Source organism: Streptomyces adelaidensis, assembly GCF_016598475.1.
Classification (GTDB): domain Bacteria; phylum Actinomycetota; class Actinomycetes; order Streptomycetales; family Streptomycetaceae; genus Streptomyces; species Streptomyces adelaidensis.
Genome location: NZ_JAEMUX010000057.1, coordinates 38,954 through 56,803, shown reverse-complemented (window position 1 = coordinate 56,803; position 17,850 = coordinate 38,954). Strand labels below are relative to the sequence as shown.

The 17,850-nt window shown below is 66.8% G+C and carries 13 protein-coding genes and 2 pseudogenes; 5 read left to right on the top strand and 10 right to left on the bottom strand.

The features are described from left to right. Positions 1-256, top strand: a 256-nt coding sequence (locus I8N67_RS43010) for a hypothetical protein (RefSeq protein ID WP_234046417.1), incomplete at its 5' end; no start/stop codon positions are given. Between the two features lie 155 nt (positions 257-411). Here the strand turns inward: I8N67_RS43010 and I8N67_RS44685 are convergent. After that, a pseudogene (locus I8N67_RS44685) lies at positions 412-486 on the bottom strand (VOC family protein); the annotation flags it as partial. Between the two features lie 544 nt (positions 487-1,030). Beyond that, a pseudogene (locus I8N67_RS43005) lies at positions 1,031-1,342 on the bottom strand (mycothiol transferase); the annotation flags it as partial. 613 nt (positions 1,343-1,955) lie between these two features. Between I8N67_RS43005 and I8N67_RS28095 the strand changes: the two are divergent. After that, complete coding sequence (locus I8N67_RS28095; protein WP_200306880.1) at positions 1,956-2,516, top strand: hypothetical protein; 561 nt, start codon at positions 1,956-1,958, stop codon at positions 2,514-2,516. Positions 2,517-2,597: 81 nt separating this feature from the next. Here I8N67_RS28095 and I8N67_RS28090 read toward each other — a convergent pair whose 3' ends face one another. From I8N67_RS28090 to typA, 7 genes are all read right to left on the bottom strand, one after another. Next, positions 2,598-2,825: a hypothetical protein gene (locus I8N67_RS28090; RefSeq protein ID WP_200306878.1), complete on the bottom strand. Its 228-nt coding sequence runs from the start codon at positions 2,823-2,825 to the stop codon at positions 2,598-2,600. Positions 2,826-4,038: 1,213 nt separating this feature from the next. Further along, the gene (locus I8N67_RS28085) at positions 4,039-5,181 is read right to left on the bottom strand and encodes an ABC transporter ATP-binding protein (protein WP_200306876.1); all 1,143 of its coding nucleotides are present in this window, start codon (positions 5,179-5,181) and stop codon (positions 4,039-4,041) included. Positions 5,182-5,194: 13 nt separating this feature from the next. Further along, the gene (locus tag I8N67_RS28080; protein WP_200306874.1) at positions 5,195-6,256 is read right to left on the bottom strand and encodes an ABC transporter ATP-binding protein; all 1,062 of its coding nucleotides are present in this window, start codon (positions 6,254-6,256) and stop codon (positions 5,195-5,197) included. Between the two features lie 10 nt (positions 6,257-6,266). Continuing rightward, a complete protein-coding gene (locus tag I8N67_RS28075; protein WP_200306872.1) occupies positions 6,267-7,244 on the bottom strand; it encodes an ABC transporter permease in 978 nt (325 codons plus the stop codon). Positions 7,245-7,352: 108 nt separating this feature from the next. Beyond that, complete coding sequence (locus I8N67_RS28070) at positions 7,353-9,155, bottom strand: ABC transporter substrate-binding protein (protein ID WP_200306870.1); 1,803 nt, start codon at positions 9,153-9,155, stop codon at positions 7,353-7,355. 104 nt (positions 9,156-9,259) lie between these two features. Next, complete coding sequence (locus I8N67_RS28065) at positions 9,260-10,300, bottom strand: ABC transporter permease (RefSeq protein ID WP_200306868.1); 1,041 nt, start codon at positions 10,298-10,300, stop codon at positions 9,260-9,262. A 521-nt stretch (positions 10,301-10,821) separates the two neighbouring features. After that, positions 10,822-12,729: a translational GTPase TypA gene (typA, locus tag I8N67_RS28060; RefSeq protein ID WP_200306866.1), complete on the bottom strand. Its 1,908-nt coding sequence runs from the start codon at positions 12,727-12,729 to the stop codon at positions 10,822-10,824. 287 nt (positions 12,730-13,016) lie between these two features. Here typA and I8N67_RS28055 point away from each other — a divergent pair, with 287 nt between their 5' ends. Beyond that, positions 13,017-13,577, top strand: a complete 561-nt coding sequence (locus I8N67_RS28055; protein WP_200306864.1) for a hypothetical protein — start codon at positions 13,017-13,019, stop codon at positions 13,575-13,577. Between the two features lie 79 nt (positions 13,578-13,656). On the opposite strand, the gene I8N67_RS28050 is transcribed toward I8N67_RS28055, so the two are convergent. Then, positions 13,657-16,083 (bottom strand): ABC transporter family substrate-binding protein, encoded by a 2,427-nt coding sequence (locus I8N67_RS28050; RefSeq protein WP_200306862.1) that lies wholly within the window; start codon positions 16,081-16,083, stop codon positions 13,657-13,659. A gap of 546 nt (positions 16,084-16,629) precedes the next feature. Between I8N67_RS28050 and I8N67_RS28045 the strand changes: the two genes are divergently transcribed. Further along, positions 16,630-16,920, top strand: coding sequence for an Rv0250c family protein (locus I8N67_RS28045; protein WP_200306861.1), 291 nt, complete (start codon positions 16,630-16,632; stop codon positions 16,918-16,920). Between the two features lie 74 nt (positions 16,921-16,994). Beyond that, entirely contained in the window at positions 16,995-17,831 is an 837-nt protein-coding gene (gene sdhC, locus I8N67_RS28040) for a succinate dehydrogenase subunit SdhC (RefSeq protein ID WP_200306859.1), read from the top strand. The last annotated feature ends 19 nt before the right edge of the window (positions 17,832-17,850 follow it).

The window sequence follows — 17,850 nt, the reverse complement described above, 5'->3', positions numbered from 1 at the left end:
GCAAGGGATAAAGGAGCCGCTGGATCAAGCCCAGCGAGTCCTTCGCCGCGTGCGCCTCGGGTGGTACGCCTGCGTCCAGCGGGGAAAGCGCCGCTTCGCACAGCCTAGCGAAGACGTTCGTGTACCTGGCAGCGGATTCGGCATCCCCCAGTACAGGGAATTCTCGATGTGCGCGACGATCACCGTACTGAGGCGCCGTACGGCAGGTTGCACAAAGGTGACCGAGGAACCGAAAGGCACCGGTAACAGCAACTGAAGGGCCGCCCGTGCCAAGGTCCGGTCAGCCCAACTCGCCCCGCTCCCTCGCAGAATTCGTTGCCCTCGAGGTCGGCCATGAGGACCCCAGCCGCCACCGTCGGGGCGGGTGTGGTCCGCGATCATCCGGGCGCCCAGCGCGAGCGCCCGCTCGACCTCCTGGGTACGGGTGCGATCGTGCGGCTTCAGGTCGAAGCGGAGCCGGTTCTCCGCCGACTTGCCCTCGGGCACCCGGACGAACAGCAGCCTCGGGCCACCGGCCGGGTCCGCCCATCAGCGGCCTCCGAGTCACCGGGTTGCCGTCGTCGGCCAGCGGCCGGCCGAGCAGTTCGCTCCAGAAGAGGCCGGGTTCGTACGGGTCGCCAATGCAGTAGAAGGTGAGGCTGTGGATCGTGGGGTGCAAAGCGGTCTCCTTGTTCGCTTCAGTGATTCCGGGCCGGCCGGGGTTGTTGTTCGGAGACGGGTTCATGGGAATGCGGTGGGGAGCCGACGGGATGCCCGGGGCACACTACGGCCCGGGTGTTCCAGGAGTGCCGCCGCCAGACCCGCCCGCGCATCGGCGGTATCGATCAGAACCCCGTCAACGTCGAACATAACGGCGTAGGCCACCGCCCCGCCGTCGTCCACCTTCCGTTCCAACCCCGCCAATTCGCCCGCCCCCGAAATCGAACGGGTCCTCCCCGAACCCCCGAAAGCACTGCGCGACAGAGATCCACCACACAGAAGTTGACATGCGGCGCCTACACGATTCTCGTCCATACTCCCTCGGTGAGAGGCCATTTCGACCATCGGCGAGTTCCCGAACGAGGTCAGGATGCCCGTTGTGCCGAGCGCGCTCCTCCACGAGGTGGAGGAGCACCCAGCAGAGGTCGACGTGGGCGGCCGTATCTGATCGGCCGCTGGGCCGAGTAGCACTCGACCCACCTCAGATACCCGACCAGCCCCCCAAGGTCATGAGCAACAATCGCGGCAGGGGCGCGTTCCGCGTGTCCTGTGATGACATGCCCTCACACTTGGCGGGCGCGGTGCCCGGTGCGTAATCGAGGAAGGTGGTCCACTGCGTCCGCGACACCGGCCCGAGTGACAAATCAACTCCGGAGCCCTGAAGGCGCTTTGCACTTGAGGAAAAGTTGAGGTTGGGCACCTTTCGCATCACGAAGCGCGTGGTCGATCCGAGTGAGATATAGATCTCACCAGGCGGGAACATAGGGGCGTAAATCCACCCTCACCCCGCGATCGAGACCTCCTTGACCTCCCTTTTGATCACTTTGCTCATCCGCGTCCAGGGCATATAAATCAGGTTCGAACTGCGGTGCGATACAACCCACTTGCCTTCTCACCAACACCCGGCCAATCTTCTCCCTGCGCCCCGGACGGCTCGCTCAAGCGCCGCCTCCGGTACACGCGTTGACCATCTGAACGGGGGTTCTGATGAGCGGTTCGCTCTTCTCGGCGCTCTTTGCGGCCACGCACCGGCCGACTGGCCGATCGGCCATGGCTATCCGTGAAAGGCCTCGGTAGTACCACGCAGTTCGCGACCGTTGGATCTGAACTTCCGTCGCGGGACACCGAATACGGTGCGCGAAGGCTGCGGTATCGGCCCGCCCGGCATGGGCGGTGCGCCCTCACACCACATCCAGCCGTGTTCGACCGCTCAAGCTCGGCCACGCCCAACGGGCATGGCCCGTAGAAGGAATTCCATGAAGAGACTTGTAAGCTCCACACTCACCTCTGTCATCGTGGCCGGTGGTCTGGTGGGCGTCACCGGCTCGCCCGCCTTCGCCGCGTGTGCTCCGGACCCGGTGAAGAAGTACGCCATCTCCAAGAAGTCCACGGTGTACAGGGGGACCAACCTGCACAGCACGTGGATGGACATGAGGGGCGCCTCAGAGGTCTCGGTCAGCTACAACAAGAGCAGCACGGCGACCGCGAGCGTCAGCGGTACCGCGGGCATCGAGGCCGAGGCCGGGGTGATCTTCACCAAGGCGAGCACATCGTTCAGCGTGACGGTTGGCGGAGAGTGGTCCAGCTCCAAGAGCTGGAACTATGAAATGAAGGCCAAGAAGGTCAAGGGCAAGAACCAGGTCCGTATGAGGCTCTTCCACGAAGCCAAGAGGTTCCGGGTCGGCAAGAGCATCACTACGAACAAGCCCAACTGTAAGGGGACCACCACCAAGCACTCATGGAACAAGACCATCACCGCTCCAACCAAGCGCAGCAGCAACGACTTCTGGCGCCTTGAGTACAGGTACGTGAAGTAGGTTCCATGCTGGCGGCCCCCCGAGGAATCTTGGCGGGCCGCCTTCAGTCGTCATCACCGTCGCCTCTTCGCCAAGGACGCTTCAGCGGACGAGCAGCAGGCTGGGCCCCTCGGCCGGGTCCCGAACCAGCACCTCGACGTCACCGGATTCGTCGTCGGCGAGCGGGCGGCCGAGCAGTTCGCTCCAGAAGAGACCGAGGTCGTACGAGCGCCGGTGCGGGCGAAGGTGATGTGATGGATGGTGGGATGCGACTGACGACTCCAAAGGCTGGTCGGCGGCCGTCGGGAGCATCACCGGAGACGGGCTCACTCGTCGAACGATCAACCAGAGTCCCGGAGTTAACCACAACATCCTGGGCGGGACGCCTCTTCTGTCACGAACGCTCCTCCACGGTCCGACGGGCCACCGGGCCGAGTTCCTCGACCACGCGCCGCAGCCTCTGTGGTGTCACCTAGCGCACGTACGCAGCAGTTCGGCGTAACGCCCGCTGTCCGCCCAGCGCGCGCCCCGCTCCGGGTCCGGCTCGGCCGCCTCCCGCGCCAGAGCACAGCGGTTCCGCCGCACCTGCCGGTCAGGCCGAGGACGCCTTTGGGCGGAGTCCAAGGCGTGTGCGGCGTTCTCGGGGAGCACCGAGAGGTCATTGCTGCGCAGGTCACCGTTGGACTATTGCACTGCGGATCACACGGATCACTCCTCCAGTGCGCCCTCGAGCGCGAGTACGTTGGTCGGGGACATGCGCGACGGACGGAGCCGTCTTCTGTCACCACCCCCTCTCCCACCACGCACGCTTCTCCCTCACCGGTTACTCTCCGCCTACCGCACGCAGTACGGCGTCAGCCGCCTCACACAGGGACCCGAAGACAGGCGTGTGGGTGGCCGAGTTCCTCCGGCCGGTACGTGGACGCCACCGCTTACACCGTGCAACCGGCCGCAAGCCCCGCCGCGATGCCCGCCGGCGCGTCCTCGACCACCAGGCACCGGGCCACGTCGGCGCCCAGACGGGCGGCGACATACCCGTCCCGATGACGGCCTGCCCTCAGGACACGTCCTCGGCACACACCCGCGCCTCCGGCACCACCTGCCCGTACGGGCTGGCCTGGCCGCGGTGGGCTCGGCGCAACTGGAGATGACGACGCCCCAACGCCCCCGCGGCAACGCTCCCAGCAACTCGGCGGCTCCGTTCGAAGGCACGGCACCGGGCTTCGCCGCCGCCATCAGCCGGTCCAGGGCGCGGTGTTCCTCGGAGGAATCCCGCTCCAGAGCCACCAGCCGCAGGATGTCCGCCCGCCGCCCCTGCGTGGCCACTGACACCGCCAGGGACCAGCCCCCGCGCCCAGCCTGCCAAACCCGACCGTGCGCGTCGGGGGCGTCGATCAGAGCCCCGTCGGCGTCGAACAGCACTGCGGCGGCCAACGCCCCGTCCACTGCGACCCATTGCGCCCGCCACCCGATCGCCGACCGTCGAAAACGCTACAGGGCCTGCCTTGCGGCAGGCCCTGTAGCGAGCTGAAAAATGGCCGTGTCAGCCCTTCGTGACCGTCGCCCCGGCCTCGTCCGCCGCGCTGTCCTCCAACGCCTTGAGCGCGGGGTCCAGTACGACGTCCTCGCCACGCGCCTCGGTCGTCGGGTCCTCCGGGAAGTGGCAGGCCGTCAGGTGGCCGTCCAGGTTGCCGGAGAGCTGGATCAGCGGCGGCTCCTCGCTGGCGCACTTGTCCTGTGCCTTCCAGCAGCGGGTGCGGAAGCGGCAGCCGGACGGCGGCGAGATCGGCGAGGGCACGTCACCGGCGAGCCGGATCCGCTCCTTCACCTCGATCTCGTCGTCGATGGCGACCTCGGGCACCGCCGAGAGGAGGGCGTGGGTGTACGGGTGGCGGGGCCGGTTGTAGAGCGAGTCCCGGTCGGCGACCTCGACGATCTTGCCGAGGTACATGACCGCGACCCGCTTCGAGAAGTGCCGGACGATCGCGAGGTCGTGGGCGATGAAGAGGAAGGCGATGCCCAGCTCGTCCTGGACCTTCTGGAGGAGATTGACGACCTGCGCCTGGATCGACACGTCCAGCGCCGAGACCGGCTCGTCCGCGACGATCAGCTTCGGGTTCAGGGCGAGCGCGCGGGCGACCCCGATGCGCTGGCGCTGACCACCGGAGAACTCGTGCGGGAAGCGGTTGTAGTGCTCGGGGTTGAGGCCGACCAGTTCGAGGAGCTCCCGGACCTTGTTCTCCCGGCCGCCCTCGGGCTTGATCCCGTTGACCTCCATCGGCGACTTGATGATCGTACCGACCGTCTGCCGCGGGTTCAGTGAGGAGTACGGGTCCTGGAAGATCATCTGGATCTCGGACCGCACAGGCGCGAGCTGCTTGCGCGAGGCGTGCGAGATGTCCTGGCCCTTGTAGGTGATCTTTCCGTCGGTCGGCTCCATCAGACGCGTGATCAGCCGCCCGGTGGTCGACTTGCCGCAGCCGGACTCACCGACCAGGCCGACGCTCTCGCCGACCCCGACGGTCAGGTCGATGCCGTCGACCGCCTGCACGGCACCGACCTTGCGTTTGATCGGGAAGCCGCCGTAGATGGGGAAATGTTTCGTCAGGCCCTCGACCTTGAGGAGCGTCTCGGCTGCGGTGTCCTTGGAGCCCTGTTGTGCCGGGAGGGTGAGGTTGTCACTCATGTCTCGGTTCTCCCTAGCGCAGCCGGGGCTGGATCTTGTCGATGAAGTTGGTCTGCTTCTGCTCCGCCGTCAGGTGGCAGGCAGAGGCACGCCCCGCGGCGAGCGGCGGCCGCTCACCGCTGCAGCGGTTGCCGGTCACCTCGTCGGTGAACGCGCAGCGCGGATGGAACGGGCAGCCCGTGGGCGGGTTGAGCAGGCTGGGCGGGGAGCCGGGGATCGGGTTGAGCGCCTGGCTGGTGTCGCCGCCGAGGCGGGGCATCGAGCTGAGCAGACCCCACGTGTAGGGGTGCTGGGGGTTGCGCAGCACCTCACGGACACTGCCGCGCTCCACGGCCCGGCCCGAGTACATCACGAGCAGGTCGTCGGCCATGTCGGAGATGACGCCGAGGTCGTGGGTGATGAAGATGATCGCGGAGCCGAACTCCTGCTGGAGGTCCTTGAGCAGGTCGAGGATCTGCGCCTGCACGGTCACGTCGAGCGCGGTGGTCGGCTCGTCCGCGATCAGCAGGTCGGGGTCGCAGACCAGCGCCATGGCGATCATGGCGCGCTGGCGCATACCGCCGGAGAACTGGTGCGGGTAGTCGTCCACACGCGACTGCGGGTGCGGGATGCCGACCTTGGCCAGCATCTCGATCGTTCGCTGCCGGGCCTCCTTCTTGGAGGCGCCGGTGTGCTTCATGAACGGCTCGGCTATCTGCCGGCCCACCGTGTAGTACGGCGAGAGTGCCGTCAGCGGGTCCTGGAAGATCATCGCCACCTTGTTGCCTCGGAGCTGCTCCAGCTCCTTCTCCTTGGCGGTGACGAGTTCCTTCCCGTCGAGGATGATCTCGCCCTCGACGGTGGTGGTCTTGGGGTTGTGCAGGCCGAGGACGGTCAGGTTGGTCACGGACTTACCGGAGCCCGACTCGCCCACGATGCCCAGCGTCTTGCCGCGCTCGACGTCGAAGGAGAGCCCGTCGACGGCCTTGACAATGCCGTCCTCGGTGGAGAACCGCACCCGCAGGTCGCGGACCGAGAGGAAGGCCTCCGGCCCGGTCGGGGCCTTCTCACCTTCGGTCTTGGTCAGAGTGGTCACGGTATTTCTCCTAGCTGAGGCGCACGCGCGGGTCGATGTAGGCGTAGGCGATGTCCACGATGATGTTCAGCATCAGGATGAAGAACGCGCCGAACAGCATCACGCCCATCGTCGCCGGAATGTCCTTGCCTTGCGAGGACTCGACCGCGAGGCGCCCGAGGCCGGCCAGGTCGAAGGTGAATTCCGTGACCACCGCGCCGGACAGCAGCGCGCTCAGGTCCATGCCGATGATGGTGACGATCGGGATGAGTGAACCACGCCAGGCATAACGGAAGAATACGTACCGCTGCTTCATGCCCTTGGCCCGGGCCGTGCGGACGTGTTCCTCCGAGAGCTGCTCGATCATGGTCGAGCGGGCCATACGCGTGTACTGGGCGGTGAAGATGGTGGCCATCACGGCCCAGGGGATCAACAGGCCCATGAACCAGCCGGCCGGGTCCTCAGTGAACGGCACGTACTTGGGGCTCTCCATCCAGCCGGTGCTGAAGACGAAGATGCCGACGACGATCGGGCCGAGGAAGTAGATCTGGAACGAGCTGAGGACCATCGAGGCGCCGCTGACGGCCTTGTCGACGGCGGTGCCGCGCTTCCAGGCAGCGAGCAGACCGGTGCCGAGGCCGAACACCAGGAAGATGATCAGACCACCGATGGTCAGCGACAGGGTGAGCGGGAAACTGTCGACGATGGAGTCCCAGACGAATTCACCGCTGTTGAAGGAGACGCCCAGGCACGGCGCGGAGCAGTGCCCCACCGCGAAGTCCCGGCCGACGACGATGCCGGACATGAACTCCCAGAACTGCGTGGTGATGGGCTTGTCGAGACCGAGGTTCTCTCTGATGACCGCGATGTTCTCGGGGGAGCAGTTCTTGCCGCAGGACAGCTGCGCGAAGTCTTGGGGGATCGTATAGAACAGGAAGAACGTGAAGGCGCCGATCAAGAACATGATGACGACGGCGCCGATCAGCCTGCGGATGAGGAACTGAAGCATGGCGGGTGGATGCTCTCTTCGAAAACGCGGCGGTCGGAGGGGGTGGTACCGACCGCGGGGGTGCGCTCCGCCTGGCGCACACCCCCGCGGATCAGCCGGGCTGACGGATTACGGCTGCTTCAGGAACAGGTCGTTGATGTCGATGTAGCTCGACTCCGTGCTGTACCGGGCACCGCCGATGTTCGATCCGAAGAGCTGGATCTGCTTCGAGTAGTAGACCGGGGCGGCCGGGTTGACCTCCTCCACGATGCGGTGGTGAGCCTCTTCCCACGTCTTGGCGGCGGCCTCGGGCTCCTCGGTGAGAGCCTTCTTGATCAGCTCGTCGACCTTGGCGTCCTTGATGTGCGAGTAGTTCGAACCACCGTCGGAGACGAGCGTACCGTCGTAGACCGGGGTGATGACCGTGGACGGGGAGGACCAGTCCTGGCCCCAGCCGGTCATGTAGAGGTCGAACGGGTTGTCCAGCTTGCCGATCTGCTCGTAGAAGCTGGCCCGGTCGATCTCCTTGGCCTGGACGTCGAAGCCGAGCTTGCCCAGCGTGTCCTTGATGATCACCATCTGGGCCTGGCCACGCGGGGTGTTGGAGTAGGCGTAGGTCAGCTTGGTGCCGTCCTTGACACCCGCCTCCTTCAGCAGCTCCTTTGCCTTGTCCAGGTCACCGTTGGGCTTCTTCAGCTTGCCGAACGGGTCGTAGGACTTGTCGTAGCCCGGCAGGGTCGGCGCCATCAGACCACCGGCGATCTCACCGCCGTAACGACCGCCGTCGGCCTGGACCATGGCCTGGGACGGGATCGCGTAGGTGATCGCGTCGCGGACCTTCTTGTCCTTCATGTTGGCGCTGTCGAGGTTGAACGTCATCTGCCACACGTAGGGCTGGTACCCCTGGATCGTGCGCTTCTTGGCGTTCGCGTCACCGATGACCTTGGACAGCTGGGCCGGGTCCACCGAGTCCGTGAACTGGATGGCGTTCTTGGCCTCGCCCTGGTCCGCGATCAGACGCTTGGTCTGGCTGGCCTGCTTGATGGTGGTGGTGAACTGGTAGCCGTCGACGTACTGGTGGCGCACCGAGTCCGTCTCCGGGTCCCACTGGTCGTTCTTGACCAGGGTCAGCGACTTGCCCGCCTTGTACTCGGAAATCTTGTACGGGCCGAGGGCGGCCGGAGCCTTGTCGTACTTCTCCTTCGTGTCCTGCTTCTCGGGCACGATGGCGTAGCCGGCCATGGCCAGGGCCTGCGGGAGGTCCGGGCGAGGCTGGTCGAAGTGGAAGACGACCGTCTTGGCGTCCGGGGTCTCCAGCACGGAGTCCGGCAGGTGCTTGCCCTTGTACGGGCCGTCCGGCAGCGCCTTGCGGTAGTCGGAGCCCGAGAGCCAGCTCTGGACGTAGGACGGGCCGTCGAAGATGACCTTGGAGTACTGGCGCTCGATGGTGTGGCGGACGTCGGCCGAGGTGATCTCGTTGCCGTCCTCGTCCTTGACGCCGTCCTTGAGCTTGTACGTCCAGGTCTTGCCGCCGTCGGACGACGTGCCGGAGTCGGTGGCGATGTCACCGACGACCGTCAGGTTGCCCTTGTCGTCCTCCTGGTAGTTCGTCAGGCCGCGGTGGAGCAGGTTGGCGATCTGACCGGCGTCGGAGACGTAGATCTGGCCCGGGTCCAGGTGGGTCATGTCCGACTGCGCGTACACGTTGATGACACCGCCGGGCTTGGCGCCCTTGACCGGCTCGGCCGGGCCGGTGGAGGCGGCGGCGTCACCGTAGGCGACAGGGTTCGACTGCTCGGCGGCGTCGTCCTGGGACTTGGAGGTGTCCTTGGTGTTGCTCTTGCCGTTGTCCGAGCAGCCGGTGAGCGCCAGCGAGCCGGCCACAATGGCGACGGCCACGGCGCGCGTGGTGCGGGTCCTGATGGGCTTCATGATGCCTATGCACCTACCTGTCGATTGTTGTCCACGAGTACTGCCTGACGGCCCGGGGGAACCCGGATCGGGGGTGGCAGCCCCCCCCACCCACCAATGGACGATTACCGTCCGGTCTTGGGGTCGAATGCGTCCCGGACGGAGTCGCCGAGAAGGTTGAAACAGAGCACGAAGACCACCATTGCCACGCCCGGGAAGAACATGAACATCGGGTCTTCTTCGTAGACGTCGGCGCCGACCGCGAACATGCGGCCCCAGTCGGGGGTGGGCTCGACGAAGCCGACACCTACGAACGAGAGGAAGGCGATCGAGAGGATCGTGCTGGGCAGGATGTACGTGCCCTGCACCAGGATCGGGGTGACGATGTTCGGCAGGATCTCCTTGCGCACGATGCGCCAGGGCGAGGCCCCGGAGACCTTCGCCGCCTCCACGAACTCGCGCTCCCGGAGCGAGAGCACCGAGCTGCGGACCAGCCGGGCTAGACCCATCCAGCCGAGGAACCACATCACCAGGATGATGGACAGGGCCCGCAGATAGGTCGGTGTCTCGTCGCGCGGGTCGACGAACAGCGCGGTGACCACGGGCATGAAGGCGATGAAGAACAGCTGTTGGGGGAAGCCGAGGAAGAAGTCGGTGATCCGGCCGACCCAGTAGTCGACCCGGCCCCCGAAGTAGCCGCCGACCATGCCGATGAGGACACCGGTGATCACGCTGGCCAGGGTGACGACGACCGCCATGTACAGCGAAGTCCGCATGCCGTACAGCAGCATGGTGAACACATCGCGACCCAGCTTCGGCTCGACACCGAACCAGAAGTCACCCGACATGCCACCGAACGAACCGGTGGGCATCGCGAAGTCGTCGAGCAGGAACGGGAAGTCGGGCTCCTGCGCGTACAGCGTGTAGGGGTTCTTGCCGTACACCTTCGAGATGACCGGCGCGAGCGCGGCGATCAGGAAGAAGAAAATCACTACGCACGCGGAGACGACTCCCGTACGGTCCCGCTTGAACCGTTGCCACATCAACTGGCCGGGGGAACGACCCTCAAGCTTCTTCTCACCCTTGGCGACCTCGGCGGTCGTTTCGAGCTCGGGGTCCAAGGCGACCGCGGACCCTGAGCCCTCGGCCTTGGTTGGACTGGTCATGTCTGTTCTTCCCCCGGGGGGTTGGAGAGTTGAGCGCAGCACAGATACCGGCAGGTTCTGTGGTTTGGGGGAACTTTCGCCAAACGGGTCAACGCGCGTCAAGGGCGGAAGGCATAGGGATCTCCCTACGGTCCATATTTTGAGCAAAAATTGCAAAGACTGACACCTACGCGCGCTTGACAGGTCGCAACGGATATCGGCGAAACGGACATACGGGGAACGATTTTTGTTTACATGTCCGAAACTTGATCGCTGGAACACCGATATCCGAACAGTGCTTCACAGCTCACAGACAGTCAGCGGAAGGGTCCGGGCCGGAAGTCCAGCCTCCCCCGGAACTCCTCCCCACCCATCCCGAGATCCCCATTATCCCCACGAGGCCTCCCCCGTATGCGGGCACGCCTGAAGCCCGGCACTCCGCAGTGCGGAGAACCGGGTCTTCAGAGACGGTTGTTGAGGGTGCGTCAGTCGACCGGGAGGGTCAACCGTCGACCCGAAGGGTCAGCCGTCGGTCCGTTGGATCAGCCGTGCTTGGCGCGGCTCGCGGCGCGCGCCCGCTCGCGGCCGTCCAGGTTCACCTTGCGGATGCGAACCGCCTCCGGGGTGACCTCGACGCACTCGTCGTCGCGGCAGAACTCCAGGGACTGCTCCAGGGAGAGCTTGCGCGGCGGGACGATCGCCTCGAACGAGTCGGCCGAGGACGACCGCATGTTCGTGAGCTTCTTCTCCTTGGTGATGTTCACGTCCATGTCGTCGGAGCGCGAGTTCTCGCCGACGATCATGCCCTCGTACACCTCGGTGCCGGGGTCGGTGAACAGCACACCGCGCTCCTGGAGGTTCGTCATCGCGAACGCGGTGACGGCGCCGGCGCGGTCGGCGACCAGCGAGCCGTTGTTACGGGTCGCCAGCACGCCGAACCACGGCTCGTGGCCCTCGTGGATGGAGTGCGCGATGCCGGTGCCGCGCGTGCCGGTCAGGAACTCCGTACGGAAGCCGATGAGGCCCCGGGACGGGACGACGAACTCCATGCGGACCCAGCCGGAGCCGTGGTTCGACATGTTGTCCATACGGCCCTTGCGGACGCCCATGAGCTGCGTGACCGCGCCCATGTGCTCCTCGGGGACGTCGATCGTCATGCGCTCGACGGGCTCGTGCGTCTTGCCGTCGATCTCCTGGGTGACCACCTGCGGCTTGCCGATGGTCAGCTCGAAGCCCTCGCGGCGCATCTGCTCGACCAGGATGGCGAGCGCGAGCTCACCGCGGCCCTGGACCTCCCACGCGTCCGGACGCTCGGTGTCGAGCACGCGCAGCGAGACGTTGCCGACCAGCTCGCGGTCCAGGCGGTCCTTGACCTGACGGGCCGTGACCTTGCGGTCCTTGACCGCGGCCTTGTTGTCCGCGCCCTTGCCGGTGGCACCGCGGCCGACCATCGGCGAGGTGTTCGTACCGATGGTCATCGAGATGGCCGGCTCGTCGACCGTGATGAGCGGCAGCGCGATGGGGTTCTCGGTGTCGGCGAGGGTCTCACCGATCATGATGTCCGGGATACCGGCGACCGCGCAGATGTCACCGGGGCCGGCCATCTCGGCGGGCCTGCGGGTGAGCGCCTCGGTCATCATCAGCTCGGTGATGCGGACGTTGGACATGGTGCCGTCACGCTTGATCCAGGTGACGGTCTGGCCCTTGCGCAGCTCGCCCTGCTCGACGCGGAGCAGCGCGATACGGCCGAGGAAGTTGTCGGCGTCCAGGTTCGTGACGTGGGCCTGGAGCGGGGCGGCCTCGTCGTACTCGGGGGCCGGGACGTGCGACAGGATCGTGGAGAAGAACGGCTCCAGGCTGTCGCTGTCGGCCGGCACGGTGCCGTCGGCCGGCTTGGTCAGCGAGGCGACACCGTCACGCGCACACGCGTAGACGATGGGGAACTCGATCTGGTCCTCGTCGGCGTCGAGGTCGAGGAAGAGGTCGTACGCCTCGTTCACGACCTCGTCGATGCGCGAGTCGGGCCGGTCCGTCTTGTTGATGCACAGGATGACGGGCAGTCGGGCCTTCAGTGCCTTGCGCAGCACGAAGCGGGTCTGCGGCAGCGGCCCCTCGGAGGCATCGACGAGCAGCACGACCGCGTCGACCATCGAGAGACCGCGCTCGACCTCGCCACCGAAGTCGGCGTGGCCGGGGGTGTCGATGATGTTGATGGTGATGACGTCGCCGCCATCCTTGGGGTGGTACTTCACCGCGGTGTTCTTGGCCAGGATCGTGATGCCCTTCTCACGCTCCAGGTCGTTCGAGTCCATCATGCGGTCGTCAAGCGACTCGGCGGCGTGCGCGGCGAAGGCACCGGCCTGCTTGAGCATGGCGTCGACCAAGGTGGTCTTGCCATGGTCGACGTGGGCGACGATGGCGACGTTGCGGATGTCGTGGCGCGTGGCCATAGTGAGGCGCTTCTCCCGGAGTGTGAGGACGGCCTGCGCTGACGTCTGTACTGACATCTGTCGCGCGGACCCTGCCGGGCTGGACACGCCACGGCCTCACCCCATGGTACGGGCCCGCCGCGGTAGGAGCTCGCTGGGTCGCACCGAAGGCCATTCCCACCTCAAATCCACCTCAAGTCACTTGGGTCCCTGATGACACCTGTGTAATTTGACGATCCCCCGTCAGACGAGACGGGTAAACTAGCAGAACGGCAACATCTGTGAGTAGGAAGATGATGTCGGTGGCCGTGGCCACCGGTATTGCAGCGGCCACCGTCGTGCTCGGACCGGTGTCGACGGCCAGCGCCAAGCCCCTCATCTGTGAGCCCGGCCACAAGAGCGCCAAGTGGATCAGTCTGAGCAAGGCGTGGGTGGTCACCCACGCCAAGCAGATCAACATCGCCAAGGACTCCACGGGCTCCTACACGAAGACCGCCATTTACCGCAAGACGGTCAGTTCAGGCCGTTCGGTCACTGGCGGCGCCAGCTACTCGGCGAGCTGGGTGATTTCCAGCATGGACGCCCATGTCGAGGGGACGCTCAGCAAGGCGGGCGAGAAGACCCGCGAGAAGAGCGAGTCGGTCACCTTCAACTTCAACAAGCCTGGGACGTATGTCGTCTTCAGCGGCGTCAAGAAAGCCTCCGGCTACTGGGATGCCAAGACCTGCAACGCCAGCGGCACCGGGTTCGAGAAGAAGGGTAGCGGCAAGGCCACCAGCTGGAGCGTCCAGGCCGAGGGCTCCGTCAAGTGCACCGAGAAGCCCAAGGCAGGCACCATCAAGCGGGCCGCCAAGAACGGGTACTGCTGATCCTGGGTTGCGCGTGAACCTTGGATGACGAGGATGGCCGGACCCTCCTGGGTCCGGCCATCGCAGTTTTCGCGCGCCGTCAGCGCAACGCCGGGCTCGCCGACACCTTCGCCCCCTTCGCGCCCTTCGCGCCCTTCTTCAGGAAGCCCATGTCCTCGTAGACCGGCGTCTGGAAGCCGAAGGCTCCCGTGTTCGCGAGGCCGGTGCGGGTGGCGACGAGCTGGGGCCGCTGGTAGAGGGGGATGGACCCGGCGGCGGCCCAGATGCGGGCGTCCGCCTTGCGGATCAGGGAGCGGGTCTCGGACTCGTCGAGGGTGGCCACCGCCTGGTCGAACAGTTGGTCGACCTGGTCCGTGCCGACCCGCGTGTAGTTCTGCTCGACGCTCAGCGAGCCGTCGGCGGCCGGGACCGGCTTGGCGTAGATCGGCCGGGCGTCGGTGGCGGGGTAGGCGGAGGTCGGCCAGGAGTACAGCGCGAGGTCGTACTGCCCGTTCGCGATGTGGTCCTTGAAGTAGCTCTCGTCGGCGACCTTGGAGATCTCCGTACGGATCCCGACGCGGCCCAGCATCACCGCGATCCGCTCGCCGACGGCCCGCAAGGACTCCGTGCCCGGCCCCGACGGCAGCACGAACCGCAGCGTCAGTGGCTTGCCGTTCTTGGCGAGCGGTCCGCGCGCGGTGTCGGCGGGCGCACGCGTCCCCTTCGGGGCGTACGCGCCCGGCGCGCCGCCCGGCTTGAACTGCTTGCCGTCCTGAGCGAGGTGCTCGCCCTCCTCCCCCTTCTTCTTGTCGTCGCCGGTATCGCCCTTGTCCCTCTCGTTGTTCCTCTCGTTGTTCCTCTCGTTGTTCCTCTCGTTGTTCCTCTCGTTGTTCCTCTCGTTGTCCTTCTCGTGCTCGGTGTCGTGCGGCTTGTTGTCGTCGCCGACGATGTACGTGTCGTCGTCCTCGGAGGAGCCGTCGGGGCCGGAGTCCTGCTCCTGCTCCCGCTCCTCCTTCGGCTTCTTCTCCTCCTTCGGCTTCTTCTCCTCCTTCGGCTTCTCCTCCGCCGTCGTCCCTTCCGCGCCCGCCGCCTTCTTGTCCTTCTTCAGCGGGCCGCCCTTTTCCCAGCCGGCGTCGGCGAGCAGGGCCCGCGCCTCGGCGGTGTCCTGGTCGCCGAGGGCGCCGCTGTTGTCGGCGTAGGCGGCCTGGCCGGCGAGGGCGAGGTGGCTGCCGACGGGATCAGCGGGCAGGCCGAGGGGTTCCAGGACGAGGGCGGCGAGTTCCTCGCGGTCGAGGGCGCGGGCCACCGCGCGGCGGACGCGCTCATCGGTGAGGGGGCCCTCGGCGCCGTTGAGAGCGAGCTGGGTGAAGGCGGGTTCGAGGGACCGGCGGACCGTGAAACCGCGCAGGGCGGACTGCTCGGCCGTGTACGCGGCGATCGCCTCGCGCCGCTCCTCCCGGGCGCCGATCTCGTCGTCCGCCGCCTCCTCGTCCGAGCCGTGCGCGATCGCCCAGGACCGCAGCGACTTCGCGGGCGTCAGTTCGGCGGCGGGACCGTGGGCGAGGGGGCCGTTCCGGCCGGGCGCACCCTTCTGGGGCAGCGAGCCGGCGCCCCGCGACCCCTTCTTGTCCCGCCCTGCGAGCATGATCCGCTCGGCCTGGACGGCGTCGATCTCGGCGACGTCGACCTTGTCCTCGGCCAGCGCCTTGGCCCGCTCCTCGCGCGGTACGGCGCGCAGGACCACCTTGGAGAGCTTGGCGGGACGACCCCACCAGCGCGGATTACGGGTGAGGGTGACCTCGCCGTCCCCGCCGTCCTCATCGTCACCGTCGTCGACGCTCTTCAGCGCGAACGGCCCGGCGGTGACCTTGAGCTTCTTGCGGGCGCCGTCGTTGAAGGAGTCGGGGGTGCCCATCACCTGCTTGGGGTACAGCGGTGAGAACAGCGACTTCCAGTCGGCGTACGGACGGGCGAAGGTGACCCGGACCTGCAGGTCGTTGTCGCCCCGTTCGATCTTCTCGATACGTTCGTAGCCGGCGTTCCTGGCCGTCCAGTACGCGGAGTCCTTGCCGGACAGGGCCCGCCACTGCGCGGCGAAGTCGGCGGCGCCGATCTCCCGGCCGTCGCTCCACACCGCCTCCTGGTGGAGCTTGTAGAGCACGACCTGCCGGGGCTCGCGCTCGACGACCTTCGCGGACTCCAGGTAGTCGGCGTTGAGCGTCGGGCGCCCGCCGACGTCGAGGCGGTACATCGACGGCAGTACGGCACCGGCGATCCGCGCGGTGGCCGGGCCGGCGTCCGCCTGGAACGTGTTCAGCGTCTCCGGCACGGCGTCCACGGCCCAGCGCAGGGTGCCGCCGTCGGCGATCAGGCTCCGCGCGGCCGGGGCGATGTCCTGGCCGGCGACCGGCTTCCCCGCCGGGTCCTCCTCACTGCACCCGCTCAGCACGGGAATCGTCAGTACGCCTGCTGCCAAAAACACCACCGATCGGCGCAGGGCACGTGGTCGAACGCGGTCGTGGGTCATCACTGCGACCTCCTCGCTCCGTGGAGGGAGAACGGGGACGGGGGTGGGCTCTGATCACGTTCGGCGGTATATGGAGCTGATCAGACGGATGCGGCCCACTGAAGTGGACGAGGTTCGCGCGGCGGGGGCGACACGGCGAAGAGAGCCCCGGAACCCACCCGTGCGGCGCAATGCGCCCCCTCTTCGGCGCGCGATAGCTCGGGTGGGTCAGGTGGGTCCGATGGGTCAGATGCGTCAGGTGGGTCCGATGGGTCGGCAGATGAACACGGGAGTCGGGTGGTCGGCGGGTGCACGGGAGTCGTGGTCGCTCGCGCCAGTTCCCGCGCAGTTCTTCGCGCCCTAAAAAGCGCGGGGGTGCCCCTGGTCCCTTAGCCTTTAGGGGCGCGGGGAACTGCGCGAGCAACCCCCCACGCACCCGTGGGCAACCAACTCTCGTCGGCCAATCCACGCACACCGCTTCCCACCGGCAGGTGTGACGCGCGACACTCGCAGGCGCATGAACGTTGCCGCCTTGGGGTCACCACCCCCTGAAAGCGAGGGCAAGTCATGTCCGTGCAAGACGACTTGACGTCCGTCCGGCGCAGCCTGGACGAACTGACCCGGTCCGTACGCCGACTGGAACAGCAACTGGGCGGCAGCGGGCTGGAGATACGCCGCGTCCGAACCGACGCCGACCACCTGCGCGAGAGCGTCGCGTTGCTCAGCGAGGTCGCCCCCGGCCTGGCGAAGCCGCGCCGCCCCGACCTGGTCCCCATCCCCGACACCCCGTACGACACCTCCCTGTGGACGGACTCGGACGACGAGGGCCTCGGCGCCCGCGACCGCCGCGCGCCCTGACCGCCGTAGCCGAAGACCCGCCAAAAGAAGACCTCAGCGACCGAGAAGCCAAGAACCCGACCGGGAGTCCCCCGTTGGCCACTGGTACGGAACCACCTGGAACAGAACCCCATCCACAGCGCGGCGGCGTGCGTGACGGCACGCGCGCCGCGATCACCGCCCCGCATCTGCGCACCGACCGCTGGTGGCTGGCCCTCGCCGCCACGGCCGCCGGACTGCTGGCCTTCATCGTGTACTCGACGTGGCGGGCCTTCGCGGACGCGCACTACTACGCGGCCCCGTACGTCTCGCCGTTCTACTCGCCCTGTCTGGCGGAGCGCTGCGAGCCCATGCACGGCGGGCCCAACTGGGAGATCTTCGGCGGCTGGTGGGGCATCTCACCGGCGATCATCATCCTGATCTTCCCGCTCGGCTTCCGCCTGACCTGCTACTACTACCGCAAGGCCTACTACCGCGGCTTCTGGGCGTCGCCGCCCGCCTGCGCGGTGGCCGAGCCGCACAAGAAGTACTCGGGTGAGACCCGCTTCCCGCTGATCCTGCAGAACCTCCACCGGTACTTCTTCTACGCGGCCCTGCTCGTCGCCGGGATCCTCACCTACGACACGGTCCTCGCCTTCCGCGACGAGAACTACGAGTGGGGCCACATGGGCCTCGGCACCCTCGTGTTCCTCGTCAACATCGTGCTGATCTGGGCGTACACCCTGTCCTGCCACTCGTGCCGGCACATCGTCGGCGGCAAGCTCAAGCACTTCTCCAAGCATCCCGTGCGCTATCGGATGTGGCAGTGGGTCGGCAAGCTGAATGCCCGTCACATGCTGCTCGCCTGGGCGTCGTTGGTGAGCGTGGCGCTCGCCGACTTCTATGTGTACCTGGTCGCGTCCGGCGTCTTCGACGATCCGACCCTCTTCTAACAGACAAAAGGTGCTTCTG